Annotated in this window: 25 protein-coding genes; 19 read left to right on the top strand and 6 right to left on the bottom strand. The window is 55.3% G+C overall.

The genetic code is table 11. The annotated features are described in order from the left end of the window. Positions 1 to 107: 107 nt before the first annotated feature. Positions 108 to 2231 carry a hypothetical protein gene (locus C4520_17090; GenBank protein RJP17303.1) on the bottom strand — a complete coding sequence of 708 codons (2124 nt, stop codon included), beginning with the start codon at positions 2229 to 2231 and terminating at the stop codon, positions 108 to 110. A gap of 156 nt (positions 2232 to 2387) precedes the next feature. On the opposite strand from C4520_17090, the gene C4520_17085 reads away from it, so the two are divergent. Further along, the gene (locus tag C4520_17085; GenBank protein RJP17302.1) at positions 2388 to 3341 is read left to right on the top strand and encodes an MBL fold metallo-hydrolase; all 954 of its coding nucleotides are present in this window, start codon (positions 2388 to 2390) and stop codon (positions 3339 to 3341) included. Positions 3342 to 3350: 9 nt separating this feature from the next. On the opposite strand, the gene C4520_17080 is transcribed toward C4520_17085, so the two are convergent. Then, a complete protein-coding gene (locus tag C4520_17080) occupies positions 3351 to 4016 on the bottom strand; it encodes a hypothetical protein (protein ID RJP17301.1) in 666 nt (221 codons plus the stop codon). A gap of 211 nt (positions 4017 to 4227) precedes the next feature. Here C4520_17080 and C4520_17075 point away from each other — a divergent pair, with 211 nt between their 5' ends. Both C4520_17075 and der read left to right on the top strand, forming a co-directional pair. Next, entirely contained in the window at positions 4228 to 6903 is a 2676-nt protein-coding gene (locus C4520_17075) for a hypothetical protein (GenBank protein ID RJP17300.1), read from the top strand. Between the two features lie 6 nt (positions 6904 to 6909). Continuing rightward, positions 6910 to 8250, top strand: coding sequence for a ribosome biogenesis GTPase Der (gene der / locus C4520_17070; protein ID RJP17299.1), 1341 nt, complete (start codon positions 6910 to 6912; stop codon positions 8248 to 8250). A 16-nt stretch (positions 8251 to 8266) separates the two neighbouring features. Here der and C4520_17065 read toward each other — a convergent pair whose 3' ends face one another. Further along, a complete protein-coding gene (locus C4520_17065; protein RJP17298.1) occupies positions 8267 to 9487 on the bottom strand; it encodes a hypothetical protein in 1221 nt (406 codons plus the stop codon). A 159-nt stretch (positions 9488 to 9646) separates the two neighbouring features. On the opposite strand from C4520_17065, the gene C4520_17060 reads away from it, so the two are divergent. The 8 genes from C4520_17060 (at position 9647) to C4520_17025 (ending at position 14781) form a co-directional block, all read left to right on the top strand. After that, the gene (locus C4520_17060) at positions 9647 to 10300 is read left to right on the top strand and encodes an ankyrin repeat domain-containing protein (GenBank protein RJP17297.1); all 654 of its coding nucleotides are present in this window, start codon (positions 9647 to 9649) and stop codon (positions 10298 to 10300) included. A gap of 316 nt (positions 10301 to 10616) precedes the next feature. After that, positions 10617 to 11252, top strand: a complete 636-nt coding sequence (locus C4520_17055) for a cytochrome C554 (protein ID RJP17296.1) — start codon at positions 10617 to 10619, stop codon at positions 11250 to 11252. Positions 11253 to 11442: 190 nt separating this feature from the next. Continuing rightward, positions 11443 to 12198 (top strand): hypothetical protein, encoded by a 756-nt coding sequence (locus C4520_17050; protein RJP17295.1) that lies wholly within the window; start codon positions 11443 to 11445, stop codon positions 12196 to 12198. Continuing rightward, positions 12198 to 12500 (top strand): ferritin, encoded by a 303-nt coding sequence (locus tag C4520_17045; GenBank protein ID RJP17294.1) that lies wholly within the window; start codon positions 12198 to 12200, stop codon positions 12498 to 12500. The genes C4520_17050 and C4520_17045 overlap by 1 nt, the downstream gene beginning before the upstream one ends. A 16-nt stretch (positions 12501 to 12516) precedes the next feature. Then, positions 12517 to 13443, top strand: a complete 927-nt coding sequence (locus tag C4520_17040; GenBank protein ID RJP17293.1) for a cation transporter — start codon at positions 12517 to 12519, stop codon at positions 13441 to 13443. Positions 13444 to 13586: 143 nt separating this feature from the next. After that, on the top strand, positions 13587 to 13820 hold the full coding sequence (locus C4520_17035; protein ID RJP17292.1) for an Lrp/AsnC family transcriptional regulator: 234 nt from the start codon (positions 13587 to 13589) through the stop codon (positions 13818 to 13820). Between the two features lie 172 nt (positions 13821 to 13992). Next, on the top strand, positions 13993 to 14316 hold the full coding sequence (locus C4520_17030) for a hypothetical protein (GenBank protein ID RJP17291.1): 324 nt from the start codon (positions 13993 to 13995) through the stop codon (positions 14314 to 14316). A gap of 27 nt (positions 14317 to 14343) precedes the next feature. Further along, positions 14344 to 14781: a hypothetical protein gene (locus C4520_17025; GenBank protein ID RJP17290.1), complete on the top strand. Its 438-nt coding sequence runs from the start codon at positions 14344 to 14346 to the stop codon at positions 14779 to 14781. Positions 14782 to 14804: 23 nt separating this feature from the next. Here C4520_17025 and C4520_17020 read toward each other — a convergent pair whose 3' ends face one another. The 3 genes from C4520_17020 to C4520_17010 form a co-directional block, all read right to left on the bottom strand. After that, entirely contained in the window at positions 14805 to 15566 is a 762-nt protein-coding gene (locus tag C4520_17020; protein ID RJP17289.1) for an SDR family oxidoreductase, read from the bottom strand. Positions 15567 to 15702: 136 nt separating this feature from the next. Then, entirely contained in the window at positions 15703 to 16599 is an 897-nt protein-coding gene (locus C4520_17015; protein RJP17288.1) for a cyclic nucleotide-binding domain-containing protein, read from the bottom strand. A 124-nt stretch (positions 16600 to 16723) separates the two neighbouring features. After that, positions 16724 to 17926: a HEAT repeat domain-containing protein gene (locus C4520_17010; protein ID RJP17287.1), complete on the bottom strand. Its 1203-nt coding sequence runs from the start codon at positions 17924 to 17926 to the stop codon at positions 16724 to 16726. 194 nt (positions 17927 to 18120) lie between these two features. Here C4520_17010 and C4520_17005 point away from each other — a divergent pair, with 194 nt between their 5' ends. From C4520_17005 to C4520_16970, 8 genes are all read left to right on the top strand, one after another. Then, positions 18121 to 19095, top strand: a complete 975-nt coding sequence (locus tag C4520_17005; protein ID RJP17286.1) for a hypothetical protein — start codon at positions 18121 to 18123, stop codon at positions 19093 to 19095. Continuing rightward, entirely contained in the window at positions 19088 to 19771 is a 684-nt protein-coding gene (locus C4520_17000; protein ID RJP17285.1) for a hypothetical protein, read from the top strand. Before C4520_17005 ends, C4520_17000 begins: the two co-directional genes overlap by 8 nt. Before the next feature lie 15 nt (positions 19772 to 19786). Next, positions 19787 to 20662, top strand: coding sequence for a hypothetical protein (locus C4520_16995; GenBank protein RJP17284.1), 876 nt, complete (start codon positions 19787 to 19789; stop codon positions 20660 to 20662). 13 nt (positions 20663 to 20675) lie between these two features. Beyond that, positions 20676 to 21494, top strand: coding sequence for a hypothetical protein (locus C4520_16990; protein RJP17283.1), 819 nt, complete (start codon positions 20676 to 20678; stop codon positions 21492 to 21494). After that, positions 21481 to 21876: a hypothetical protein gene (locus C4520_16985; GenBank protein RJP17282.1), complete on the top strand. Its 396-nt coding sequence runs from the start codon at positions 21481 to 21483 to the stop codon at positions 21874 to 21876. Before C4520_16990 ends, C4520_16985 begins: the two co-directional genes overlap by 14 nt. Before the next feature lie 187 nt (positions 21877 to 22063). Then, the gene (locus tag C4520_16980) at positions 22064 to 23182 is read left to right on the top strand and encodes a hypothetical protein (protein ID RJP17281.1); all 1119 of its coding nucleotides are present in this window, start codon (positions 22064 to 22066) and stop codon (positions 23180 to 23182) included. A 238-nt stretch (positions 23183 to 23420) separates the two neighbouring features. Next, positions 23421 to 24245, top strand: a complete 825-nt coding sequence (locus C4520_16975; protein ID RJP17280.1) for a hypothetical protein — start codon at positions 23421 to 23423, stop codon at positions 24243 to 24245. Positions 24246 to 24456: 211 nt separating this feature from the next. After that, positions 24457 to 26466 carry a VCBS repeat-containing protein gene (locus tag C4520_16970; GenBank protein ID RJP17279.1) on the top strand — a complete coding sequence of 670 codons (2010 nt, stop codon included), beginning with the start codon at positions 24457 to 24459 and terminating at the stop codon, positions 26464 to 26466. The last annotated feature ends 259 nt before the right edge of the window (positions 26467 to 26725 follow it).

The raw sequence follows: 26725 nt of genomic DNA, 5'->3' as shown, positions 1-26725 counted from the left end.
TTCAGCAAGCTTAGGTACTTCATGAACCGCCGTGGTACGGAACCGTATGCCCGGTGGTGTGAGAGGTCGGCGGGGGCGACTCCGCCTCCTACTCGATTGTGCCGCGCTCAATCGCAGGGGTCCAGAGGTTGTTCGCGAATGTAATCGTTCAAGATGGGCACCAGGAAAGAATAAGTCTGCGGATCATCTGTTTTAATATCGACCGTATTTTCGGGATCATTCTTCACGTCATACAGACTATACCGCAGGCTGCCGTCGAGGCGCGGAAAGGCCACAAGCTTGTGGTCACGGCTCCTCACCATGAAATCGCGCGAGCCCATGATCTCGCGGCAGAATTTCTCATCGACCGCTATCTTGCCGTCAGGCTCCAGGGAATATACCCGCATCGGATTCCCGAGCATCGGATGATCCGGGGCATATCCACTGGCCTTGAGTGAGAGAAAATTCAGCGCAGTCTCGGCGAATAGGAACCGGCCTGGCTGGCCAGCCATGCCCTCCATCAGGGGCAGCAGAGAGATCCCCTCCACCGTCCCGGGAATCTCTCGGCCGAGATAGTCGAGAATCGTCGGGAAAATGTCCGCGTTGCTCACCGCGTCGTCGAATTCCAGTGCGCCGGAGCCTCCTCCCGGAAGGCGCACCATCAGGATGATCGAGTTCGCGTCGTCGCCCTGGTGCAGAGTATTCCCGTGATGCGGGACGACACCCAGGTTTTCGCCGTGGTCGGAGCAGAGGATAATCAGCGAGTTTTGATCAAGCTGAAGCTGCTGAATGGTCTCCCAGATGACGCCGAACTGTTCATCGCTCGCCCGAAAGAGCTTGTCGTAGATCAGCGTCTGATGCCATTCGACTTCGTCGCGCTGATCAGGAGATTCGGAGAACTCCGCTTCCAGGAACGAGAGATCGGTCTCTCCGAATATGAATCGATAGGGAATCTCAAACGCCCCGTTTTCAAAATGGCGATAATGAGGATAGGGGACGGTGCCGGGAGCATGGAGAACATCAAAATGGACCGCCAGCAGGAACCGCTCCTTGCTCTTCAGCTTATGCAGCATGCGCACGATCTGATCGGTCATCTCCTCGGGCAGATACGTGTAGGAAACGGCCCGATTGAATTTCTTCAATGGAAAGAAGAGCTCGCCGACAGCGTTATTCCCGAACATTTCGATCAGGTTCAATTTCAGTGCGTAGCAGGTGAGAAAATTGAAATACCCGGGCTCGGGCTGCACGACGGTGTCCCACCCCATTGACGGCTCCATATAGGAAAACGTGGAATCGTCGGTCATAAAGGCGAGATAGTAGTCGTTTTTTCCAAGTTCAGTGAGCAGGTTCGGAGCGATGATCTTGCGCCGGTCCCGCGAAGGAAGGTCCCATCGAATTCCGTGCCGATGCGGGTAGGCGCCGGTCAGCATGCTCGCCCATGAAGGCATTGTGCGCGCAAGGGGGCTAAATGCCTGCCGGAAGAAGACGCTCTCGCTGCGGAACCGGTCCATGTGAGGCGACGTGTTCCGGGGATACCTCTCCGAGTGAAGGTGACTCGGAAGAAGCGAATCGAAGCAGAGAAGAATGATATTAGGGCCTTTATTATTTTCAGGCGACGCGCGCAATTCCTTCACAACCGAAAAAAGCGCAGCCACCGCCAGCATGACGATAGCCGGTTTCCAAAACTGCGCCGCCCGCTTGACTCTTACTGCCGCAATACTGCGAAACCTCCAGACAAGCAGGAGCCCATGAACCAGAAAGAACACCGAGCCTGCGACGCGGAAATGAACAGGTCCCGTCCGCTTTACCAGGGACAGGACCGGCTCGTACATCCTGTACTCCGGGACGGCGGCGGGAAAATGGAAGTAGAACTTCCAGAAGACGAACAACATGACAAGCCCCAGGTACAGACACGTGACGCAGGTGAAGACTATTTTCCGCGTGCGTGTTGTCGGCCATCCCATCGAGGCTGCGGTCGAAGCCCCTGATAGTAATCCAACAAAGGTGCCCAATAAAATATAGAAGGCCAAAATGCGCAACGCGAGCCAGGCGTGAGCCAACGGAAAGAGGCGGATCGCGTCATTCATAATTTTGGTGATGAAATTGTTATCGGGCAGTTGATGGAAATACCGGATGAGCATAATGCTCTCGATGCTCAGACTTGTCAACGCCCAGATGATACCGACGCCGACGGCAATTTGTGCGGCGCTTCGCATTGCTGCGCGATCAGAACCGATTGCAGAATTTACCATTCCTTTTTCCCGCTTCCTCCTCCAGATGTTCCTTTATTATAGTTTTTGTTTTCGCCTGTAATCAACCGGCATTCCGCTCCCAACTTGACTTGAGCGCCGCCAATCACTATATTTGCGGGAAAGCTTCGTGCATTAATCGGTACAGGAGGGTCTCTTATGAGCCGATCGAGAAACGAATTAGGCCTGGTGCGCCTGTCCGAGCGCGCATACGGCTATTTGCAGAAGGATGATGGCCTCGGTTGGAGCAATGCGGGAATCATAACCGGCAAGGACGGTTCTCTTCTTATTGACACACTGTTCGACCTCCGGCTGACGCAGGCAATGCTGGCCCAGGTGGCGGAAAGGATCAAGAAGCCGGTTCGACGTCTCGTGAACACCCACCACAACGGCGACCACTGCTGGGGCAATCAACTGGTAAAAGACGCCGAAATCATCGCACACCGCGGGTTCCGCGAGGAAATGCTGAAGATGTCCCCCCAGTTGACGCAGGCGATGAAACAAATGCCGGCGGCAAACGCCGGCATGGCCGGACTGCAGCGAGCGCTTGCGTCGTTCGACTTCTCGGATATAGTCCCGACCCCGCCGACACTGCTGTTCGACGACCGGCTTACCCTTTACATAGATGACAGCGCGGTGGATCTGCTGTATGTCGGCCCCGCCCACACCTCAACCGACGTCATTGTCTTTTTTCCCGAAGAACGCATCCTGTACGCCGGCGACATCATCTTTCGGATGTGCACCCCGATAGGTTGGGAAGGAACTTTTCAGAAATGGATCGAGGCGCTGGAAAGAATTGTAGCGCTCGCTCCGGAAAAAATCGTCCCGGGCCACGGTCCGCTTTGCGGGGTGGAGGGCGCCGCCGAAATGAAGGAGTATCTCCAGTTTGTGTATCGAGAGGCACAGGCATGCTTTGATCGTGGCCTTCCGGAAGCCGAAGCGGCACGGCGGATCGATCCCGGCCCGTATGCCGCGTGGACCGAACCCGAGAGGATCGTCTTCAACGTATCGCGCGCTTATCGAGAGTTCAGGCATGAACCATTCGATGCGCCCGTCGATTTTCTTGCGATGGCCGATTCCATGGCCGCCCTTAGACAGGGTCGGGCGAAGTGACGCCGTATCCTACTCGGGTGTTTTTGGTGCCAGGACGAGATCGACATTCATAACCGACTCATCCTGATTGCGAACCGTTCCGAAGAAGGCGCTGTAAGGCTGGATTTTAAAATCGCTCTGTTTAAAACGAAATGATGCCTGCCCGCTGAGCGTCCCGTTCAGCTTTTTCACTACGGCTGGAAAGGAAACCTGATTTTTCACCCCATGGATCGTCAGGCTTCCGGTAATCAGAAATTGGCCTTCCGAGAGCATCTCGATTTTGGTCGATTCAAACCGAATGGTTGGATACGCTTTTGCGTCCATCTGCTTTTTTGAGAGCATGGTCTCCTGCACTTCCCGCCGATCCTTCTCACTCATTTCCTTGGTAAGCCCATATTTTTTGCGCATGGAAAGTTCGTCGGCTTTCAAGGCGTCGGTCCGAACCTCCACCCACAGAGAGGATGCGGAAGGATTTTCAAAATTAATGACTGCTTCACCGGCAGGATCGGCCGCGCGAATAATATGATCATGAGCGAGCGCCGACCCGATTCCGGCCTTGAACAGGCGCACCACCAGTATGGTCTGGGCGGGGTCGACGACATAATCGGCGGCCTCGGCCTTGGACGATGAACGATTCAAGGCAAAAGCCGCAAGCAATCCCAGGATCAGAAGATATTTCATTGAGAACTCCGGCATAGGCGATACGTGTCATTCGTTACATTATTGCCCCCGGTCGCTGTCTCTGCCAGTGGAGGAGTCTCTTTCCGGGAGGGATCATCGCCCGCCGGTTCCGCCGTCGATTTGCCGCCGACTACCCGGCTCACTATCAATCAATGTTTACTGCTATTTGACAGTATGGTAAAATTGTACTCATGGGTAATTGGGTGGCGAACCGGTGTGGGCAGAGATGACATTAAAGCTGACAAAAAATCCGAAAGTCGTCGTTATCGGGGGCGGTCCCGCGGGTAGTTTCTTTGCTCACTTCCTGATGACCAAGGGAGCGCATCTCGGAATTCGGCCCGAGATCACCATCATCGACCGGAAATCGTTTCTCGATCATGGCCCCAAAGGGTGTAACATGTGCGCGGGCGCCCTGGGGCATCACCTGGTGGAGCATCTGAGGCGCGAGCGTATCGCGTTGCCGCTCCATGTGGTTCGACAGGAGATCGAAGGCTACATTCTGCACGTGCGCGACAAGCACGTTTTGCTCCGGCAGGACGAGCGGCCCATCTATACGGTTTTCCGCGGGAACAGCCCCGGCGCGGCTCCCGAGGAGGGAATAGTCAGCTTCGACCAGTTCCTTCTCGACAGCGCGATTTCTCTTGGGGCTCGATTCATTCGCCAGGATGTCATCGCGGTGCGCTGGCCGCGGGATCCGGCCGAACAGGTGCGATTGTCGCTGAAGGACGGCTCGCTCCTGGAGGCCGACCTGGTTGTCGGCGCGTTCGGCGTCAATACCAACCTGCGGCAGCGCTTCATGGAAGGATATCGCCCGCCGAAGACGTGGCTGGCGTGCCAGGCTGAGATGCCGGTCGATGTGGAGTTCAGCCGCCGAACCCTGGGCAGCAACATTCACGTGTTCTCCGTGGGCGAACAGGGCATCCAGTTCGTGGCAATGACGCCGAAAGGCAGATTCATCACGCTAACCGCAATCGGGCCGTCCGTGAAAATGGCGGATCTGGAGCAGGTTTTGGGCCGGCCGGAGTTCCGGCCTTTTCTGCCGAGAGACTGGGGCATCAGTTGTCATTGTCACCCGTTTTTTCCCGTCACCGCCGCCCGCAAACCATACCGGGATCGCGGTCTGCTCGTGGGCGATGCCTGCCACGCCAGGTACTTGAAGAACGGGATCGAGTCGGCCTACTTCACTTCGCTCTTTGCCGCCAAAACAGTTTTGAACGTCGGCATAGGCGAAAATGAGCTTGCCGAGTATGCGCGCATGTGCCGCAGGCGCTTCACCTTTGACAATCGGTGCGGAAAGCTGCTCTTCTTCGTTCACAATACGGTGGCCGCAAGGCACCGGCTGGCGCGCGCGCACCTGCTGCTCGCGGAAGTCGAGCGAATAACGAAGGGACGGCGCCGTCAGGTCCTCGCCAATGCGTTGTGGAGCATGTTCACCGGCGACACCGCCTATCGTAAGATTCTCAGGGAGTTACTGAAGCCGGCGGTGCAGGCCAGGTTGCTCGTCGAGGGAGCGCATTCGCTGATCTCCGGCTCGCGTTCATGGGAGAAATATTCCAATCGGAAACTCGCGCGCCTGCGCGCACGGCTGCATGAAAAGCAGCTTCGGCTGAAGCCGAATTCCACGGTCGCTATTATCGGGGGCGGTCCCGGCGGAGCAGCCTGCGCGATCCGGCTGCTGAGCCGCGCTCGAGCGGCCAACATCCCGATCAGAGTGGTGATTTACGAAGGCAAGGACTTCGACCGGCACTATAATCAGTGCGTCGGCGTTCTGTCGCCGCCGCTCGAAACGTTGCTGCACGATCAGCTCAAGATAGAACTGCCGCAGGAACTGATAAAGCGCACGATCCAAAACTACCGGCTCCACAGCGACAACAGCGATATCGTTTTGAGCGGGGCGCCCGACTCCAAGCCGACATATACGGTACGGCGGGTGATGTTCGATCGGTTCCTCCTCAAGAAGGCGGAGGAGGTGGGCGCGGAAGTGGTCCGCAGCCGCGTCACCGGCGTCGAATTTGTCAATGGCCGCACGTTGGACGAGGTTCGCGTCTACAGCGAGAGCCAGTATTTGCGGGCCGACGTCGTGGTCGGCGCTTTCGGTCTCGATGAGGCCATGCTCAATACCTTTGAGCGCGCCACCAAAGAGGATCATTCCTACGAGCGCCCCAGGGAACTGCTGAAGACCTTCGTTACAAAAATACACATTGACCCCGTTTTCATAGAAGAGAGTCTTGGCAATACCATTCACGCGTTTCTGCCGGCGCATTCGAATATCGAGTTCGGTGCGGTAACGCCGAAGGGAGACCATATCATCATCAACATTGCCGGCCGCGACATCAGTTCGCTCGATCTGGACTCGTTCCTCGAACTGCCGAAAGTGCGGGAAGTTCTCCCGGATGTCGACCTGAAGACGCTCAACTTTTACGCCGGTAATTTTCCCACGTCGCCTGCGGCAAATCCTTACGGCCACCGCTACGTCCTCGTCGGTGACGCGACCGGCTGGATGCGCCCTTTCAAAGGAAAAGGGATCAACACCGCGGTTGTCACAGGCATCAGGGCTGCGGATACCATTCTGGAGCGGGGATTTTCGCGGCAGGCTTTTGAAGAATACCAGCAAACCTGCGCAGACTTGAGAAAAGACCACCTGTATGGCCTCCTGGTGCGCTCGCTCTGCGGGTTTGCCCGCTCGTTCGGGTTGTTCGACGTCCTTCTGCGGGCCGCCCAGGATGACGAACGCCTGCGATCGATCCTTCATATGGCTGTATCCGGCGAGGACTCATACAGGAACGTGATTTTGCGGCTGATGCGGCCGAGGACTTCACGCCGGCTCTTTTTGAAATCGGGAAAACACTTGCTGAACCGGCTGACAATGCGCCGCGCACAGGGGCGCCAGTCGGCGTCATAATCGACAATGAAAAAAGATACAAACGCAAGCCCTTTGGTTGCTATCGTCGGAAGACCTAATGTGGGTAAATCCACCCTGTTCAACCGACTGACGGGCAGGCCCGCCGCAATCGTGCATGATGAGCCGGGTGTCACCCGCGATCGCATCTATGGGCGGGTGGAATGGACAGGCCGTTCCTTCGATATTGTCGATACGGGCGGGCTCGCCTACGGGATCGCCGACAGCAGGGTCCAACAGGTCCACAAACAGATATTTCGCGCCATTCAAGACGCCTCCTGTATCCTCTTCGTTACCGACGTCAGAGACGGAGTCACGCCCGGAGACAGAAGCATCGCCGACCTCCTTCGGCAGAGTGGAAAACCTGTGATTGTGGCTGTTAATAAGGCGGATAACCCCACGCTGGCCCTGAACTCGGCGGAAATGTACTCACTCGGGCTCGACGAGCCGTATCCTGTTTCCTCCCTGCACGGCATCGGAATCGGCGAGGTGTTGGATCGCATCATCGAAATCATTCCCGAGCACGTCGAGGAGGAGCAACCGGAGGGAGTAGTAAAAATAGCGATTGTAGGTCAGCCGAACGTAGGGAAATCCTCTCTGGTCAACTCTTTGCTTCGCGAAGAGCGCGTCGTGGTCGATGAGGAGGCCGGCACAACGCGCGATTCCATCGACGCGCGCTTCCACCGCGGCGGCGAAGATTACATCTTGATTGACACAGCTGGATTGAAGAAGCCGAGCAAGGTGGAACCGGGCATCGAACGTTACAGCGTCAAGAGAGCATTGCAGAGCATCCGGCGCTGCGACGTCGCACTGCTTCTCATTGACGCAAGCAATCCGCATGGTATCACCGAGCAGGATGCGCGCATCGCCAATCAGATCCACGAGAGCGGACGCGGCCAAACCATTATTTTGAATAAATGGGACATCGCGGAGAAGGATGACCGAACATTTGACGCGATGGTGGCCGCCATCAGAAGCAGGATGCCCACTCTATCCTATGTCCCCGCGATTTCGACCTCGGCAAAAACGGGGCTGCGCCTCAACAGGATTTTCGAACTGGTGAAGAACGTCTATGCCAATTACATGAAACGCATTCCCACCAGCGAATTGAATACGTTCCTTCGCCAGGTGATAAATAGCCATCCGCCGCGCCTCAAAAGGGGCAGTCCCCCAAAATTGCTCTACACAACCCAGGTTGCGGCCGGCCCGCCCACAATCGTCCTCTTCATGAACCGGCCCGATCCGCTCGACAGGAACTACTTGAGGTATCTCGAAAACCAGATTCGAAGCCGGTTTGATTTTACGGGAGCCCCCATTGTGATCGAGGTCAGGAGACGCGAGCGCGAATAAGTTCGATCCCGCTCGTTCACGTAACGAAATAGGGGTGGGATGGCATGAGCAGGATACGGGCAATTCCCATCAGCGACAACAGCACGCTGAGAACGATAAGCAACAGCAGCCTCCTGGACGGGTTCTGCGCGTAACAGATCACGAGAAAAGGGAAGACGCCGGCAAGCGCTCGCGCCGGCGAACTGATCGTAGAACTCCAGATCTGTTCCTTGTTGAAACAGACGCCGACCAGCGCGTGGACAACAAGCAGCAGGGTGAAAACCTGCGGATTTCTCTTCATCTCGAAGACGCTTACCACCAGCAGGACAGTCACAAAAAGCATCATCGGGAAAACGCTCGCGTCCCTCAGCATATGCTGCCAGTCGCCCGCCCACTCGAAAGCTGAAATGTAGGAAATCATCCCCGCAAAAGGCGGGCGAAAATGGTTGCCGGACATGATGAACGGCAATTTGCCTTCCCGCAGCCACAGGAAAAGTTGCCACACCGTCCACGGGACTACCGAGCAGGAAAAAACGATCGCCCCACGAAGGTTCCTTTGCGCCAGCAGCCATCCGGTCACAACCGCAAGCACGATGGCGCCGTTCTCCTGCGTGAGCAGCGAAAGGGCCATCATCGCCGACGCCAGCCACAGCCGCTCGCGGACAAGAAAGTATATAGATGCCACCACCAGCGAAATGCAAAGCGGCGTCGCGACATCATAGAAAACGGCAACGAGGAACCCGATGTTCAGCGTATACAGGAACAGGTATTTGGGGCGCAAGCCGAAATCACGCACCAGCTTCCAAAGAAGCAGCGAGCTGATCGAGATGGCGAGCAGGTTGACGAGCGGCATCGAGATCGGTATCAGACCAGGCTGCCCCAGTGCGAATAGATACACAACGACCGGATACAGGATTCGCTGGTACCGGAACGGGTTGGAAATCCCATCTTCACCCATCAGCAGTCCCTTGATCATATACAGGTAAAACTGGCCGTCATAGCCGTCGCCGCCCGATTTCGGATCGTTAAAGACTACGACGCCGTCCCCAAGAATGGCAGGATCATAAAATGGATTGGTTGAACCGACGCGGATCAGGCTGGTCAGGTTGTATCCATATGGTGCAACTTGATATGCGATCAGAAGAAGGTAGACGATAACGCTTACGAAAGCAACGGTCGCTGCTCGCTTTGTCGACCACCCGGCTGCCCGGGTTACATGTTCAAGCGGGCTGTTCTTGTGCGGGATTGATATCTGCATATAGTTCCATTATATATGAACCATGATCCACGGACAAAGCGGGATCTGGTTTCCCGTTTCCTTTATGTGCGTTGATGGTGTTTCATTTGCCGGGTTCCTGTTTATGTATGCATACTTTATTGGAAACAATATTCAATTTTATTAAAAGAGGTGAATGTAATGCTGAGAATGGCGATGATTTCACTGCTATCGCTGCTGCTTATCACCATTCCGGCCGCTGCTCAGAATCCGGAGGAGGACGAAGAGGCCCGCGAGCGCCTGCAACGGCTCGGATATCGTTTTACCGGAGAAGACTTTGTCGCGGCCGCAGAGACAGGCGACCTGAGTGCGGTCGAATTGTACCTGATTGCAGGCATGGACCCCAATGTTTCAGGAGCGGGAACGGCGCCCGCGATAACCCGCGCAGCCGAGGAAGGACATTCTTCTATAGTGGAAAGATTAATTACATATGGGGCCGATGTCAATGCTATTGACCCGCAAACCAACAAGACCGCCCTCTTTTACGCGGTGGAGAACGAGCACCCGGAGACAGCGAGGATATTGCTGAAGTATGGCGCCGACCCAAATACCAAGGGCCCTGATGGCTTGACGCCGCTGATGGTGGTTGCCGAGAGCGGTGAGCCCGAGCTGGTGCGGCTTCTTCTGCGGAGCGGCGCCGACATCGATGCGCGCGCAGAGAATGGATGGACGGCATTGGCGTTTGCCGAATCGGCGGGAAACAGGGCTTCTCTATATGAGCTTCAGAATTGGTATGCTCTGACGCATCCCGATCTGCCGATCATACCCGATGCCCATATTATCCTTTTTCGGTAGGGTCGATTCCGGTAAAGGGGAAAGCAATGGATTGCTTTTTGCAACGAGTATTGGTATAATTGGGTCGATATGGTTGAGCCAATGGGGGCTTCATATCAATGCGGTTGCTCATACCGCCCTCGTGGAAACGATCATTTCCACAAATTTTCCTCTTTGCTACATTCGCTGGCCCTCGAAGCAGAAAAGGGACTTTTCTGTTTAGCGGCATCTGCCTGTGAATTCCTGGAGACGGCAGGATTTTCAGAAGATGTCACTTTCTGCCACGGGGATTTCATGCGGATAGATCCCGCTCTATTCAAAGCTGCAGCCTGAATAAATGATAATCGGGCGGCGTCTATACTATCGAGTTGGGAAGACAGATCCGCGAATTGGGGGAAAAGTTCCAATTGAAAGGAAGGAGAACATGAAACCTGTACCACTAGTTGTTGCCGCCTTTGTCGCGCTCGTTATCGTCGCACTTCTTAGCGCCCCTGTCCCCGCGCAAGAATTTAATTATGTCGGCGTCAAAGGCTGCAAGACCTGCCACATGACGAAAAAGAGCGGTGAGCAGTATCAGATCTGGGAAAAACAGCAGCATTCCAAAGCCTATGCAACCCTGGCAACCGAAGAGGCCAAAAAGATCGGCGCGGAAAAAGGAATTGCCAATCCGCAGGAGAGCGCGGACTGCTTGAAGTGCCACGTTACCGGTTATGGTCTTCCTGACAGCCGCTTCGAAGCGACCTATACCAAAGAAGAGGGCGTCGGCTGCGAGTCCTGCCACGGGCCCGGCAGTGCTTACAAGAAGATGAACATCATGAAGGACCAGAATCTGGCCCTGCAGAACGGCCTGATTCTGCCCACGGCCGATGTCTGCAAGAAGTGCCACAACGAAGAGAGCCCGACCTACAAAGGCTTCAACTATGACGAGATGGCGGCAAAAATTGCCCATCCAGTCCCTGAAGCCGCCGAATGATGATGTGCCGTTTCTTCTGATATTCCAAGTAAAATGACATGGCGGCCGAAGTTCCCGAAAAGCGGAATTTCGGCCGCCTCTCTTTTGCTGATCACGCCTTCCTGACCGGGGCGCTTTCGCGCTAGCGCGGCCATTTCGGATGATGTTATATTGGGGCAATAGGGCCCGCGACACCAAAGGAAAATCAGCAATGCGTCCCGTAAAATTTTCGACTCTATTGTGTCTCGTTCTCCTGTTTTCTATTTCGTCGACGAATGCCGACTATATGACACCGCTCTTCTCGGAAAGCTTCGACGATGGAATGCTCAACCTCAACTGGGTTCCGTTTCCCGGATTCAGTCAGGACCCGCTCATGCCGATCCTCGATCCAACTTCCCCCGAAGGTGTCTGGGCCGGCCGGCAAACCAATCAGCAGCTTGGCGGATTCGCTTCGCTTTCCTTTTCAGGCATGCGGCATCTGCGCGATTACCTGATGGAGGCATGGGTGTATGCGGTCGTCGTCCCGGAGGGCCGAGCGCCGCTCAACGGGATAGCCGTCAGGGTCGACCCGCAGAACGAGCGTTTCTACCGGTTCGCGACGCACTTCGATGCCGAGCAGCGGCTGTCATTCGCATACGTCGGCAGCGACACGAATAATTACCCGGTCTACATCAAGTCCTGGAAGCAGGCGGAAATACCGGGCGGGGTTTCTGAAAAGAGCGGGTGGCATAAAATGGCCGTGAGGTGCGCCGGGAACAATTTTTGGGTATACTGGGATGAGCAGGAACTGCCGGGCTGTCCGCTTCAGGACGATCGCATCCCCGGCGGGTTCTTTGGCGTATACGCCAATTACGTGGGCGGAAAAGGCATAGTGGAAACCAGAGTAGACGCGATTAAGGTGATGCAAGAGGCTCGAGGAAGCACTGATATCAACTCCCAAAACGACCCGGGAGAAGGAGGCGACTAATGGCGGGAACATATCATGAACTGTATGAAAAGCTGTCGAAAGCCACGCTCGACCTGCACCGCGCATGGATTTCTCTCAAAGAAGAGATCGAGGCGATGGATTGGTATCAGCAGAGGATAGACGCCACGGATAATCTCGAATTGAAGGATATCCTCAAGCACAATCGCGACGAGGAAAAAGAACATTCCGCCATGCTTATGGAATGGATCAGGCGGAACGATCCCGAATTCGCCAAGCAGATGAAGACATACCTGTTCAAGGACGGCAAAGCGATTACTGAAATCGAAGAGGAAGCGGATTAGCGGAACTTCGCCGCACATGATCCATCTCCATCAGCCACTGGTTTCTCTCGAGCACTTCCACGAGCGCGACGAGCCGGAGCACCGGCATGTGCACCGTGCGGCCGAACGCAAGCGACTCAGCCTGACGATGGCCTTGACCGGCAGTACGATGATCATCGAAGTGATTGGCGGCCTCTTCACCGGCAGCCTCGCCCTCCTCAGTGATGCCGGCCATATGCTCACCCACTTCTTCGCACTCCTGATCAGTTTTCTCGCGATCCTTGTCGCAGCGATCCCGACGCACCCGAAACGCAGCTTCGGCCTCTATCGAGTCGAGGTGCTGGCGGCCCTGTTCAACGGCGTGACGCTCCTGGTGATAACCGCGCTCATTCTGTATGAGGGCTTCAACCGCTTATTCCACCTCGCTCCCGTCAAGGAGGTGCCGATGCTGCTCGTCGCCGTATTCGGGCTCGCGGTCAACCTCCTGAGCGCGGTAATCCTGTACGATGTCGGGAAGGAAGACCTGAATGTCCGAAGCGCATTCCTGCACATGCTCGGCGACACCGCCTCATCGTTGGGAATCGTCGGCGGCGCCGCTATCATCTACTTCACCGGATGGTACTTCATCGACCCCCTGTTGAGCATCCTGATTGCGATCGTCATTCTCTTCTGGAGCTGGAATCTCTTGAGGGATTCCATCCACATCCTTCTCGAAACGGCGCCCAGGCATATCAAAATCGATGAAGTGGTGAGGCTTATCCGTGACGAAGCGCCGGAAGTGGCCGACGTGCATGATGTCCACGTCTGGGAGATCACGTCTCAAATGTACTCGATGACCGCACACCTGGTTTTTCGTGAAAACTTCAGGGTCAGCGAGTGCGCCGAAGTTTTCCGGCGCCTCGAGCGCCCTCTGCGCGAGAGGTTTCGCATCTCCCACGTAAACTTCAGCCCCGAATCCGAGTGAAATTGACGCCCGCCATTCCAGCCGCGCGCCGGGAAAAGTCGGTGCTCTCCCTTTCCAAAAGACGTGCAGGTCGATATAGTATGAATAGAAGATATACACCATTTCTTGCCGCGGCTTGACCAGGACAAGGAGGGCGAAAAGAGATGGCCATCTCTGCATATATCTTTGTGGAATGCATCCAGGGGAAAGCGCTCGAAGTAAACCGCAAACTTGCGCAGATTGAAGGAGTCAAGCAGAGCCATGTGGTTACCGGTCCAATAGATGTCATCGCTTTTGTTGATGCCGCCGATATTAACCTGCTGGGAAAATTCGTGGTTGAGAAGATTCAGTCGATCGGAGGGGTCCTCAGAACGTCCACTAATATCGTTACCCAGTAAAAGATCCTTCCTCGGCAGGCCGCGGGTGGCTCCTGGTGTCGGAGGTGACCGTATGAGAATATGCCCCAATTGCCATGCTATTCACGATGGCAGGAAATGGAGCGCGCCGTGTCCCCACTCCTCGAACCATCTGGCCAATCCGGAATTTCTGCTGTGTACAGGGTGCAAGCGAATGAGAGACAAAATCGTCTTCGGCACGGTTTATCTTGAAGGAGAAGTGATCGCCTCGCGCCCGGAAGAAGTCATGCGGATGATCCGGCGGGAAGAGCGGATCGAGCAGGCCCGCAACCACTGCTCGCGCATTCTCGACATCAACAGCAACGGCCAGAAAATGAAAGTTCAAACGGTCAATTCAACCCTGGCGATTCATATCGCGAAACAATTGAAAAAAGCCTATAAAGGAAGGATGCAAATTTACAGGAACACGCCGGGCCACCGGCCCCGGAACAAGCAAAGCGAAGGGACCGTGGCCGTCAAATGGACACAATATCCTTAGAAGGGCGGAAAGAGAAGTGATCTCATAATGTATGATGAAAATCCGACCCCGGCGGGCGAAGATAAAGAGTCCGGAAAACACGCGAAAGCCGCCTTCTGCGACAGGCTGCTGAGTTGTTGTTCATGCGGAAAAATCTACTTTTCCCGGCAGCCGATTGCGTTGCTGACCCTTTCCAGGAAGGATTTCTACGTCTGCGCCGACTGCAGCAGGATGATCACCTGCTCGAACTGCAGCCAGTTGATGTCATCGGAAGCCACCCTGGTGGTGGAGAATCGCGCCGGGAACTCTATAGAATTTCTTTGTCCCTCGTGCCGCGATGCCGTGATAACAGGGTCCGCAGCCTTTTTGGCGGGGGTGCGAAGACGTTTCAGATGGAGAATACATTCACTCTTTTCAGCATGCTATAGCTTCGTTAAACGAATGGCGCACATCGATTCCAGGCGGGGCAAAGGAAGCCCCTGGTAAAGGAGAATCATCCGTTAAGCCCCTTATGTCATCGCCCCTCCGTCTATATTCACGATAGACCCGGTCACATAACTTGAAGCGTCAGATGCGAGAAAGATGGCGAGCCCTACGATCTCTTCGGTCGTCGCAAGACGACCCAAGGGAATATCGCGAATAACCTCTCCGTACATTTCCGGGCTGCTCCAGATCGCCTGGCTGAAAGAGGTTTCTACCATGCCGGGCGAAATGGCGTTGACGCGGACGCCGATGCCGGCGAGTTCTCTGGCGAGCACTTTCGTGAGCATGTCGACACCCGCTTTGCTTATGCTATAGGCTCCGAGCAGCGGAGCGGCCTTCTGGCCGGCCGTCGAAGACATATTAATGATCACGCCGCTTCCCTGCCCCATCATCACCTGTCCGACAGCCTGACAAAAAAGGAAGTAGCTCTTGAGATTGGTCGAAATAATCTTGTCCCAGCCGTCCTCGCGCAAGTTCATGATCGGCGACATGATGTTGCGGGCGACATTGTTGACGAGGATGTCGATGCGGCCGAACTTGCCGAGGGTATCGGAAACAAATCGCTCGATGTCGTCGCGCTTGCTCACGTCGGCGACGGCGGCGAAAGCCCTTCGGCCAAGCCGCTCAATCTCAGCGGCTACCGGCTCTAAATTCTCTTCCTTGCGGCTGCATATCGCCAGATCCGCACCAGCGCCGGCAAAACCGAGTGCTATTGCCTTGCCGATTCCCTTGCTTGCTCCGGTGACCACCGCCACTTTGCCAGCCAAAGTGAACCTGTCAATCGCCATGGATAATGTCTCCTTCTGTTCCGGTCAAAACACCCCGCAGATGATATCACCCGTCGCAAAGGTTGTCAACGCGCGAAAAACCAAAGACGTCCATTCCCGGATGAGTCCATCAGAACAGGGTCGGCCGCCGCGGCCATCACACCGGCAGCGGGCTGATGAGTGTGCGCATTCGCGCGGTGGTGATGCGGAAAAGGTTCAGGAATACTTTGGTGGCTATATCGGGCGCCCTCTTCCGCAGTTTCATCAGACCATCTTCACTTATAGCGAGAACGTCAGAATCGCTGATTGCAACCGCGGAGGCCATGCGCCCCTTCTTGGTGATAAGCCCCAGCTCTCCAAAGACGTCGCCCTCGCCCATTACCGCAAGACGCTTCTGCCCTTTTTCCTGCTTTTTCATGATGGCGACGCTCCCGCCAAGCACATAGTACATTTCAGTTCCCACCTGTCCCTCGACAAAAACGGGTTGCCCCTGCGGCACGTGCAGAACATTGCTGTATTTGAGCAGTTTCTTCTTCTCGGCGTCCTTGAGACCGCGAATGAGTTTCGGAATCGGCACGCCTTCGGCGAGCACTTTCCCGCGGATGGCCTCGCGCAAGCGCTCGCCGGTCACGTAAAACAAGTTCATCAGCAGTTTCGAAGCGATGTCGGGGTTGTTATCGAGCAGATTGCGAAATGCATCCTCGTGCACTACGAAGAGGGTGGAATCTTGTGCGGCAAGCGCTGAAGCGGAGCGCCGCAACGACTCCTCCTTGGTTGATCTCCTAGTCTCTTTGGCCGTTAAAGAGAGTTCTCCAAAAAGTTCGCCCTGCTGCAACAAAGCGATCTGCTTGGGCGGGTCAACTGTATCATCGACAATTCGGACGGCGCCGTCCATGATGATATACAGTTCCTTGCCCACCTGCCCCTTGCGAAAGATGGGTGCATCCTTCACAAACCACTCCTGAATGCCCGCTTTGTTGATCTGTTTCACCTCGGACCCGCTCATCCCCTGGTAAATCCGGGCCAGGTCCTCTTGCTTCTTGAAGAATAACATACCCGCCTCCCTCCCGCTGACAACATCAAAGGTTTGATGTTAATGAAGGCATCCGCCGGACCAGAACTGGCGAAGAGGATGCCGGCCCACCCACTTTTTCTGTCCTCTTTCGATATTGAGGAACTTATTCCGCGGGCGCCGATTGGCGAGCGCCATCGGCCAGCACGTCTCGGTTACAGATCCACCAGGTACGCCAGCTTGCCTTATTATACCCGAAATCCTCGCCGCTGAGTTCCCGGAGCACACGAGCGGCTTCATATGAATGGATGCGAACAGGGGAATCCACCAGCTCGATGACGAGATCAATTCCGCTGTAATCGCCAAGACGGGCAAGCGCTTCTGCCGTTTTGATCTGGACGACCGGACTGGAATCGTTCAGGAGCGGCCGCAATGTGGATGTTGCACTGGAATCTCCGATCATGCCCAGCGCCGTGGCCGCATCGCCGCGGACAACGGTGATCGGATCCTTCAGGCTTTCGATCAGGAATGGGATTGCCTCAGGATTCTTCAGCAAGCCGAGGGTGTATGCCGCCTCCTTGCGCACATACGGGTCCTGGTCCCCGAGAGCAGCCAAAACGGCGGGGAAACTGGCAGGATGATTCAGCCGCTCAAGTCCGAAAATCGCCCACATCCGTACTTCAACGGCCTCGTCCTCGAGAGAGTTAATGAAAATCGGCAGCGCCCGCTCATCCTGATGCGTGTCGGCCAGCGTATTCACAACATAGAACCGTATCAGCCGGTTAGGGTGCTCGGCAAGTACTTCAAGCGCCTGATATGCGCCGTCGTCGCCAATATGAACGAGGGCGGTGACAAGGTGCATCTGCGTTGTCACATCTTGCCGGTCAAATCGCTCCATAATCGCAGGAGCATCCCCCGGCTGCACCACGCGGTTCAGTGCACTGGCGGCAAACATTCTCCCCCGGGGAAACGGTTCGGTGTCAAGAACCTTCAGCAAATAGGGGAAACCCGGACGACCGGCGAGCCCAAGCGCAATGATGGCTCTCATGCGCACCGTCCTGTCCGGATCGTCCAGCAACTCAGCCAGCGCATCCGCGGCCTCTTGGCCACCCACTTCGCCAAGAGATCGTATGGCCGCTTTTCGCACGCCATCATCAGGATCATGAGCCGCGGCCGTCAGACCGGGAATTCCTATTTCCCCCTGTTCTTTTAATACCGCAACCGCAGCAAGCCGGGCCGCCGGATCATTCTCGGCAATCACAGCGTATTCCACATCCTGCGCATTCTGACTTTGCAGGGACACGCTGCGGCTGCAGAAAATGATAGTCGGGGGAAGCAAGAGAGAGAGGAAGAGGAACGCTTTTTTCATGAAGAAATCACCGCTCCTGCGTTACCGGGGAAATTTTCGAAAATCGGGGGCGCTTGCTTGCTGACTAAGTATAACAGCGTTCCGGCTCTTTTGTAAAAACGGAATTCCCCGGCCGCTCTTTTTGAGCGTGCCCTCAGTAATACATGTTATAATCATTGCGGCTGTCCGCACCGCATCAACAGGAGCTTCTTGGAATGACCGGCCACGAAATCATCAGAAGGGCGATTGAATTCGAGTGTCCCCCGCGCATCGGCATTATGTTCGACGAGATGGGGGTGAATGATACGTACATCGTGACGTACGGATTCGGAAAAGAGTTTCAGCCGGCCACGCCTGATGAGGATGAATGGGGATATACCCATGAGAAGACGGGCATGCCGAACATGGGTCAAGTGAAGGTGCATCCGATTCAAACGATTGATGACCTTAGAAATCGCGCCTTCCCAAATCCGGATGACGATGCCCGCTATGAAATCATCGAAAGCATACTCCCGTATGCGGACGGCCGGTACGTGATCGGCTACATCGGCTTCGGTATCTTCGAGCAGCTTCATTTCCTCCACGGCTTTACCGAGTCATTGGCAGATCTTTATCTGAACCCGGCGCTGATTGAGACGCTGTTGGACGTGATTCTGAATTTCAAGGTACGGCTGATCGAAAACTTTCACAAGCGATTCCCCGGAATGATCCACGGCGTGACGATGACCGATGACTGGGGGACTCAACAGGCAACGTTCGTGAGCGTCCCCATGTGGCGCACTTTTTTCCGGCCGCGCTACAAGAGACTGTTCGACACAGCGCACGCGGCAGGTATGCACTTTTGGCTGCATTCGTGCGGGCGTATCAATGCATTGATGCCTGAGTTCATCGACCTCGGCCTCGACGTCATCAACCTGCAACAGCCCCGCGCTCTCGGCATAGAAGACATAGGTCGAAAGTTCCGCGGCAAAATCTGCTTCGAGTCGCTGGTCGACATCCAGACCACTTTGCCCGGCGGCAGCAAAGAGGAAATAAACAATGAAGCTTCCCTGCTGCTCCAGCACTGGGCGACGCCGGAGGGCGGCTTTATTCTGAGCGACTACACTGATTCTGAAGCGATCCAGGTGTCTTACAAGCAGAAAAAGAGAATGTTTGAAGCGTTCAAGAGAGCGGGCAAATTCGATGTCTAGTCAGCAACAAATTCGGGAAGTCGAGGTTCACATTCCTCTGGAGGATCTGCTCGGGCCGCTTGGATATAAGGCAAAAGAGCAGGTTACCCCTGGCGTGATGCAACAAATCCTTGAAGAAAGCAGCCGCTGCAAGACCCTGCTGAAGCCGCGGTTCATAACCGATTTGATCCCGGTTTCACGATCCGGAGAAGCATCCGGGGGAAGCGATATCAGGTTTAAGGACGAATTCCTGGCGCGGGCGCTCGACGGCGCACAGGTTCTTGGTCTGGGAATTTGCACGGTGGGACCCGATATTGATCTCATGATTGACGATTGTTTTGCGCGGGGAGATTATCTGGTTGCCATGATCGCAGATGTGGTCGCCAGCCGCGCAGTGGAAGAGGCGGGTGAGGCATGCTCCGATTTCCTGTGCGCCAAAGCGTCTGAGCAAGGTCTATTCCCCCTCTGCCGCATCAGTCCCGGATACGGAAAGTGGGATGTTTCCGGGCAGCGGACTCTTTTTTCGCTGTTGGACCCCGCGCCTTTAGGCGTATCTCTTAACCAGTATTGCATGATGCAGCCGAAAAAATCCATTTCCTTCTTGATCCCCCTTGGCGAAAATGAGCCGGTGCAAAAATTTCAGCCATCCTGCCAGGAATGTAATTTCAAGAAATGCGCCTACAGGCGGCGCCGATGACGGAGGAATGTTTGCATGACGATCATGGAAAGGTTGAAATCGGGAGAGAAGTTGGTTTTTGATGGCGCGATGGGAACGATGCTGCAGGCAAAAGGGCTGGGCGTGGGTGATTGCCCGGAGGAATGGAATGTTTCTCATGCGGACGTGGTCAGGCAGATTCACGAGGCCTATTTCCATTGTGGCTGCGATATCGTTGAAACCAATACGTTTGGAGGCAATCGCATCAAACTCAGTCGGTTTGGGTTGGGCGACAGGGTAGCCTCTTTTAATCGTGCTGCCGTGCAAAATGCGCATTCCGCGGCCGCAAAAAACCAGTTCGTCGCCGGTTCTGTCGGGCCGACAGGCGAATTCCTGGAGCCATATGGTTCGGTTACGTATGCCCAAATGCTCGAAGTGTTCCGGGAACAGATACTGGCGCTTGCCGAGGCTGGAGCGGATATCATTTGTGTCGAGACGATGTCGGACGTAAAAGAGGCCCAAGCCGCCATCGAGGCCGCTCGCGAAAATACCCCCTGCGTGGTTTTCGCATCCATGACTTTTAACCGGGACAAGCGCGGATACCACACCCTCATGGGCACCGACCCCGCGACCGCCGCGCGCGCGCTCGAGCAGGCGGGGGCGCATCTGATCGGGTCCAACTGCGGCGCCGGTCCCGACCAGATGGTGGACATTCTGCGGGAAATGTCGGAAGCGACTCAATCCTATCTACTGGCGAAGCCGAATGCCGGCCTGCCTGTTCTGGAGGGAACAAAGACAATTTATCCCGAAAAACCGGCCGAATTGGCCCAAAAAATGCAACCTCTACTCGATATGGGCGTCCGTGTCCTTGGCGGCTGCTGCGGAACTACGCCCGATCATCTGCGGGAGATAGCGAAATTAGTGAAGGCTTAGGGAGTCGTAGCGCGTGAAAGAGGACCTTGTTTCTCCAACGCGAATCGAACGCCTGCTGGAACTGGCGTGCGTCTATAACGTACCCCTGACGGTTACGGCCGAAGCCGACGATATGGTCTATCGCTACAAGAGCCGCATGTTTGAAATGCGCCGCACCCCGAGCACGCGGCGGCTCGTGATCGATCATCCCGTTACCGACGGTCCTGCGATCGCACTCACTCCCAACATCAAAATTTCGGTCTTCTTCGCCCTGAACAACGACCGCTATTTCTTCGAGAGCAGCATCATCCACAAGATGATGTTCACTCTCGCCAGCAAGCGAACGGTTTCCGCATTCGAGATCACCTATCCAAACATCCTTAAGAACGGGCAGCGACGCATGTTCTTTCGCGTTCCGGTCCCACAGGGAAAACCAATTTCCGTGGAGTGCGGCGTCATCGGCGACAAGAAGAATTGGTTCATCCAGGAACCGGGCGCGTGGAATTTTCCGTCACAAATCAGGTTCGAAGGAGAAATCCTCAACATCAGCGTTGGCGGAATGCTGCTGGCAATCAACAAAGGCGATGCGCATGCTTTGGTCGTGGGGACGAAGCTGGGCATGTGGTTTGCCTTGCAACCGGAGGAGAGTCCACTTGTTCTGAAAGGAATCATCCGCCGCATCGAAGAACGCTCATCGGCGGAGGCCGATGCTCTGGGCATCGAGTTCATTGATATCTCCGAAAAGTTCGAGTACAAGCTGGCCATCAACCGCCTGTACCGGTACGTGGCCGATCGGCAACGCGATATAGCGGCCTCCGGAGCGCGGGTCGGAGGAAAAAATGAAGCCAGATAAAGAAGACAAAGAGTTCGAGAAGTTCCTGCTGGCAAGAGGGTTGATCCAACATGAAGACCTGGTGGCCATTGAGAAAATGAAACGGGATACGAACGTCACTCTCGGTATTATCGCTGTCAACAGGAACCTGCTCATCCTGGATGATGTGAAACGGATTCTCTTGATTCAAAAGGAAACCGGCGCCCATTTCGGACAAATTGCGCTCAAGGAAAAATTCCTCAATCGTCAACAATTGCAGGCGCTTCTCGCCGAACAGAAACGAGTGAACCTTCAATCGGCCGAGATTCTGATTCTGAGCGGACGCCTATCTCCTCAGCAGTTGAAAAAGGCACAGCGCGCATTCGCACGCCTGAAATCCACGACTTCCCGCTCACATAAGTAATTCTTTCCCTCGCCCCTACGGTCCTCCTTCTTGCGCATTTCCAGTTCGTTGTTATAGTTGTCCTGTTTCCGTCCCCAAATATCTTCATCGTTGCCCAGGTGCGGCGCCCATACTTGAGTGAAGCTGTTTTTCCTATGCATGCTAACGAACGCTTTTATCGGCAAGCTACGGCATCGGGGGAAGCACGATGGACATGACTGTCTTGCGTCGATTCTGGAGAAGTTCCACCGTACTGCAGGCCGCCGGCCCCTTCCACTCGACGGGGTCGGCTGCGGGGGGAACGGCCGGAGCGCCAGTGCAGGCGGCTGTCATTGAAGAAACAAAACCCGAGGCAAAACGTCCACCCGCGCGGGAGAAACAGCACTATGTATGCCGCGAAGCGTGTGAGGACGACCTGCAAGCCATAGCGCTGCTCTTTCGCCGCCACAATTACGGATTGCAGAGCGCGGAATTGCTGCGATGGAAATACTTCGGCAACCCTGCCGGTCGAGCAAAGATTTTCGTGGCGGAGAATACCGCCGGCGAGATCGTGGCGCTCCGAGTACATATGCCGCGCCTGTTCACGAGTCGCGAGACCGGCGTCTTCATGGTGCGGCAGGCGGTGGATTGGTTTGTAGCCGAGGCCGATCGAGGAACCGGCGTCTATTCACAACTCCGGGAATTTTCCCGGGCGAGAAGAGATTATCCGACTATCGGATTCCCCAACGAGATTTCGCGACGGATCACCAAAACATATCCGGGAGACACAAGAACATATTTCCCGATCGAGGAATGGTGGTTTCCTGTGCGCCTGGATCAGTTGTTTCTGACAAACCGAAAAACGGCTATCGCGCCGGCGGCAGGAATCCTCTCCAAACTGTACACCTTCATCTGGCTCGGCAGAAGGGCGAAGGAACTGCGCATGAATCCCATTCATAGATTCGAGCGCGACTTCGGACTGAACCCCAGTTTCATTCATGGCGTCCGCTCCGCTGAATTCTTGAATTGGCGTTTCATCGACAATCCGGTCCGCCGATATTCCGCCTACGGCTTCTTCCGCGGGAATGAAAATACCGGCTACTGCGTCTATGACATTGATGAATCGTTAGCCAAAATATACGACATGGTGCTGACTTATCGCCCGCGAGCATGTCTCAGGCTCTTGATCGATCATCTGAGAGGAAAGGGCATCAGTGAGGTCGTTTTCAAGAGCGTAGGGTTTCGCATGAGGAGGTACGGCTTTATTCGAATAGGATCGCCCGGAGATTTCGACACCCTCAATACGCCGCAAGGCGATTGGCTGGTCAGCTTCGCCGATAAAGACTGAAGGTCTGCCGGCATTACTAATGTCTAAATGATGTAATTTTTTTCTCCACCCCATTGACTTTTATGCATCATCAGGATATAATTTTTCCATTCAAACAAAATATATACACTCAGTCCCCTCTGCAAGGCCAGTGAAAAAGGAATTCCTTTCATTCAGCCTCACCAGATTCATCCGGATTATGTTGCAGTATGGGTTCCTTTATTATTCCGTGGCCACAAGTCAAAGGAGGGGAAGTATCATGAAGAATCTCATCTGCAGGTTTATCGCTGTCGTTGCAATCCTTCTCTTGGCAGCCGGTTTTGCCGAAGCCGTTTGGATCGATATCACCGACAGCGGTATGGAAGTAACCGGCCCTGACACCATGGTGCTGCATAATGTTTCTGCAGTAACTGGATATTATTCAGTTGATTTCCTGTGGAACGCCAAGAAGAATGCGTGGGTGGCCACTGGGGCCAAGCTTGAAGATTTCAGCTCGCGCGATTATTTTCCCTTGACAGATGGCAGCACTTGGACATATGCATCTTCGATTGGTATGCCGCTGACTCTGACTGTTAGCGGGATCGATTACGTTTGCGGCGAGCCATGCGTTCGGCTTCTTGATTCCAGCGGCGGCGAGACCTACTGGATCAGCGACGATACCGGCATCTCGATGACCAAGTACGTTTTCCCGGACGGCATCTTCAACGCATGGTGCCCTCCGATGAAGATATCGCCCGCGCATCTCTATATCGGATCGCAGTCGCTAAATCCCTTCTACGATGCCGTCATCGGGACCTGGTGGGGAGTATTCGGAACGATTGACGGCTGGTCTGAATTTTCCGTGAAAGGACTGGAGGATGTGACTGTGCCGGCAGGCACATTCACCGACTGCTTCCGCGCTACTTTTAACATGTCCTATACCGGCTCGGACGGCGCACAGGGGATCCGCACCGAAGACGCATGGTACGCAAAAGGCGTCGGCATCGTGAAGCGGATGACTACCGATATCTCCGCTTACGGGTTGTCCGTCTACAAAGCTTCTGCCGGAGTATACGAACTGCAGAGCTATTGGATTGCCGAGTGATTCAAATGGGGCAGAGGTTTTCCTTTTTCCTCTGCCCCTTTCTTTTCCTTTTTCCGCCACCTGCAAAGATGGTCTCCGCCTCCAGCCGGCATTCCTGAACCGGCTCGTTCATTTTCGTCGTATCTGATTTTCGACTTGCGGCATCATGCAAAGGTGTTTATATTAGGCGTACGCTGTCGAACTTTCCGGCCCTTGAATCGAGGAGGACTTTATGTCTACGAACGCGACGCGAACACACCTGGTTCCTCATGCCGTCTTTTCAGCCGCTCTCGCGATGATGATGATGGCGGCAATACCGGCTCTTGCCCAGTCCGAGCAGGTCCAGACCGACTGGTCGGGCGGTCCGGGCGCCTCCGGCCCCCTCATCCAGTGGGAAAGCCAGTTTCAGAATTCACTCGACATTTCCTGGCGCTCAATCGAAGGCCAGCTCGTCCTTTCGGCAGTTGAAAGGGAAGACCCGATTCAGGACATTATCGCAGGCAACGCCGGCATGCCCAGCTCGGTGGGGGCAGGCGATGTAAATGGCGATGGCCGGGCAGACATTCTGAGCACTGATGCCGTGTACGACGTGCTTCGCCGGAAAGGGGCTGTCTATTGGTGGGAAAATCTGGCTTCGGGCAACTGGGCCGGGCGCCTTGTCTCGGGTGATTTCTGGGGAGCTTATTATGTCGACAGTGCGGACGTAGACGGCGATGGCGACCTCGACGTGATCGCCGCCGCCTATTATGGAATCGCTGACCCGGCCCCGCCGCCACCCCCGGAGCGCAACGGCCGGTTCGCATGGTTCGAGAACCTGCAGGGTGACGGCTCGGCTTGGTCTCAACACGTCGTCGGCGAGATGTTCTGGGGAGCCAATTATATAGATGCGGCCGATATTGACGGCGACGGTGATGTCGACCTCATAGGATCCGCAGAAATCGCACGCGGCATATACGAGAAGGATGGAGATGTGATCTGGTTTGAGAATCTTGACGGTGAAGGCGATATTTGGGCTGAACACGCAGTCATCGAGGAATTCGACCACGCGCTTCGGGCCAAAGCGGCCGATATCGACAGCGACGGAGACATAGACATAGTCGCCGCCAGAAGCGGCGACCTTTCCTGGTGGGAGAATGTCAGCGGCGACGGCTTGCTCTGGGCGAAACAGCCGATCTTTGTGGATGAAGATGGTGCCGGCTACTTCGATACAGGCGATATCGACAACGATGGCGACATGGATATTCTGGGCACCAGTTATAATGCGCAGTTCCTTTTCTGGTGGGAAAATATTGATGGAGCAGGCGATTTGTGGCAAACGCGCATAATTGCCGGCCTCACGAACGTATGGGATCTCGATGTGGCGGATCTGGATGGAGACGGCGACCTGGATGCGCTTCTGTGTCGAAATGACATCCTCCCGCTGGCGCTCACGTCTCTTTGGGCCGAGAATCCTCTGGGCGAGGGACCTGTGTGGTCGTTTCATTTTCTTAAAAATGACCTGCCCGGGCGCACTTGGGTCGCTCCCGCTGATGCCGATGCCGACGGCAAACTCGATGCCGTTCTGGCATTCGAGGATGTCTACCGGGAAGAGATCGAGCAGCTCTCATGGTTTAATCTGACGCAGTTCAAATCAAGCGGCGGGCTCCTCAGTTCCGTCCTTGATGGCGGAGCAGAACCGGCATGGAGCGCGTTCTCCTGGGATGCTACGGTCGCGGCGGATACATCTCTGGAGGTGCAGGTGCGGGCATCAAGCGATTCTGCCAATCTGGGTCCGTTCGTTTCGGTCCCGTATTCGGGATGCGCCCTCGCGAATCTTATCGATCCAAACGCTCGTTACCTGCAATACCGGCTCCTGCTGTCGAGCAGCAATTCCTCGGTTTCTCCCGTCGTTCGTGAGGTGAAAATTGGACCCGGAGCGCCCCAACTGGCGCTTTCGCCTCCGGTTCCCGGTCTTGCAGGGACCACGAACACCATCACCGCCACTTGGCCGGAAGCTGGCGACCTGATTTACTTCGCGTATTCCCTCATTCCCGGCTCCACGATCCTCCCCGGCCCGTGTCCAGGAGTCGAACTCGGGCTCGGTGATCCGCAACTATTAGGATCTGCGGCCGTCAGTGGGGAAGGTGACGCGACTCTTTCAGCTTCCGTCCCCATGGCGGCGGACGGGCGGACGGTATATCTGCAAGCCATCGAAGCAAGCTCGTGCACTGTGAGTAATGTGGTGATGCACACGTTCGATTAACCTGTATCGGCTTGCTGGAGAATCGGGGCGGCCTCGTGCGGTCGCCCCTTTTTTCCCGCCATTTTCAAACCCCAGGAAATCCTTCCGGTCCGTCATCTCGCCACAACTTTTCATGACGACCACTGCTCGATTAACGAAAGGGGCCCTCTCCCCGTTGGAACGCCCAGGGCTTACGCATCTAAATTCCGAGTAATTTCTGTAGGAAAGTTTGATCGAGGGCGGCTTTTGTTCTTTTTCTTCTGAGTGATAGCTTTGGTGT

This window comes from Candidatus Abyssobacteria bacterium SURF_5 (genome assembly GCA_003598085.1).
Taxonomy (GTDB): domain Bacteria; phylum Abyssobacteria; class SURF-5; order SURF-5; family SURF-5; genus SURF-5.
This window is presented reverse-complemented; position numbering and strand designations above follow the sequence as displayed.

What these genes read in the sequence shown, in the direction of transcription:
- C4520_17090 (RJP17303.1), bottom strand. Translation starts at nt 2,231, where the DNA reads ATGGTAAATTCTGCAATCGGTTCTGATCGCGCAGCAATGCGAAGCGCC.
- C4520_17085 (RJP17302.1), top strand. Translation starts at nt 2,388, where the DNA reads ATGAGCCGATCGAGAAACGAATTAGGCCTGGTGCGCCTGTCCGAGCGC.
- C4520_17080 (RJP17301.1), bottom strand. Translation starts at nt 4,016, where the DNA reads ATGCCGGAGTTCTCAATGAAATATCTTCTGATCCTGGGATTGCTTGCG.
- C4520_17075 (RJP17300.1), top strand. Translation starts at nt 4,228, where the DNA reads ATGACATTAAAGCTGACAAAAAATCCGAAAGTCGTCGTTATCGGGGGC.
- der (RJP17299.1), top strand. Translation starts at nt 6,910, where the DNA reads ATGAAAAAAGATACAAACGCAAGCCCTTTGGTTGCTATCGTCGGAAGA.
- C4520_17065 (RJP17298.1), bottom strand. Translation starts at nt 9,487, where the DNA reads ATGCAGATATCAATCCCGCACAAGAACAGCCCGCTTGAACATGTAACC.
- C4520_17060 (RJP17297.1), top strand. Translation starts at nt 9,647, where the DNA reads ATGCTGAGAATGGCGATGATTTCACTGCTATCGCTGCTGCTTATCACC.
- C4520_17055 (RJP17296.1), top strand. Translation starts at nt 10,617, where the DNA reads ATGATAATCGGGCGGCGTCTATACTATCGAGTTGGGAAGACAGATCCG.
- C4520_17050 (RJP17295.1), top strand. Translation starts at nt 11,443, where the DNA reads ATGCGTCCCGTAAAATTTTCGACTCTATTGTGTCTCGTTCTCCTGTTT.
- C4520_17045 (RJP17294.1), top strand. Translation starts at nt 12,198, where the DNA reads ATGGCGGGAACATATCATGAACTGTATGAAAAGCTGTCGAAAGCCACG.
- C4520_17040 (RJP17293.1), top strand. Translation starts at nt 12,517, where the DNA reads ATGATCCATCTCCATCAGCCACTGGTTTCTCTCGAGCACTTCCACGAG.
- C4520_17035 (RJP17292.1), top strand. Translation starts at nt 13,587, where the DNA reads ATGGCCATCTCTGCATATATCTTTGTGGAATGCATCCAGGGGAAAGCG.
- C4520_17030 (RJP17291.1), top strand. Translation starts at nt 13,993, where the DNA reads ATGAGAGACAAAATCGTCTTCGGCACGGTTTATCTTGAAGGAGAAGTG.
- C4520_17025 (RJP17290.1), top strand. Translation starts at nt 14,344, where the DNA reads ATGTATGATGAAAATCCGACCCCGGCGGGCGAAGATAAAGAGTCCGGA.
- C4520_17020 (RJP17289.1), bottom strand. Translation starts at nt 15,566, where the DNA reads ATGGCGATTGACAGGTTCACTTTGGCTGGCAAAGTGGCGGTGGTCACC.
- C4520_17015 (RJP17288.1), bottom strand. Translation starts at nt 16,599, where the DNA reads ATGTTATTCTTCAAGAAGCAAGAGGACCTGGCCCGGATTTACCAGGGG.
- C4520_17010 (RJP17287.1), bottom strand. Translation starts at nt 17,926, where the DNA reads ATGAAAAAAGCGTTCCTCTTCCTCTCTCTCTTGCTTCCCCCGACTATC.
- C4520_17005 (RJP17286.1), top strand. Translation starts at nt 18,121, where the DNA reads ATGACCGGCCACGAAATCATCAGAAGGGCGATTGAATTCGAGTGTCCC.
- C4520_17000 (RJP17285.1), top strand. Translation starts at nt 19,088, where the DNA reads ATGTCTAGTCAGCAACAAATTCGGGAAGTCGAGGTTCACATTCCTCTG.
- C4520_16995 (RJP17284.1), top strand. Translation starts at nt 19,787, where the DNA reads ATGACGATCATGGAAAGGTTGAAATCGGGAGAGAAGTTGGTTTTTGAT.
- C4520_16985 (RJP17282.1), top strand. Translation starts at nt 21,481, where the DNA reads ATGAAGCCAGATAAAGAAGACAAAGAGTTCGAGAAGTTCCTGCTGGCA.
- C4520_16980 (RJP17281.1), top strand. Translation starts at nt 22,064, where the DNA reads ATGGACATGACTGTCTTGCGTCGATTCTGGAGAAGTTCCACCGTACTG.
- C4520_16975 (RJP17280.1), top strand. Translation starts at nt 23,421, where the DNA reads ATGAAGAATCTCATCTGCAGGTTTATCGCTGTCGTTGCAATCCTTCTC.
- C4520_16970 (RJP17279.1), top strand. Translation starts at nt 24,457, where the DNA reads ATGTCTACGAACGCGACGCGAACACACCTGGTTCCTCATGCCGTCTTT.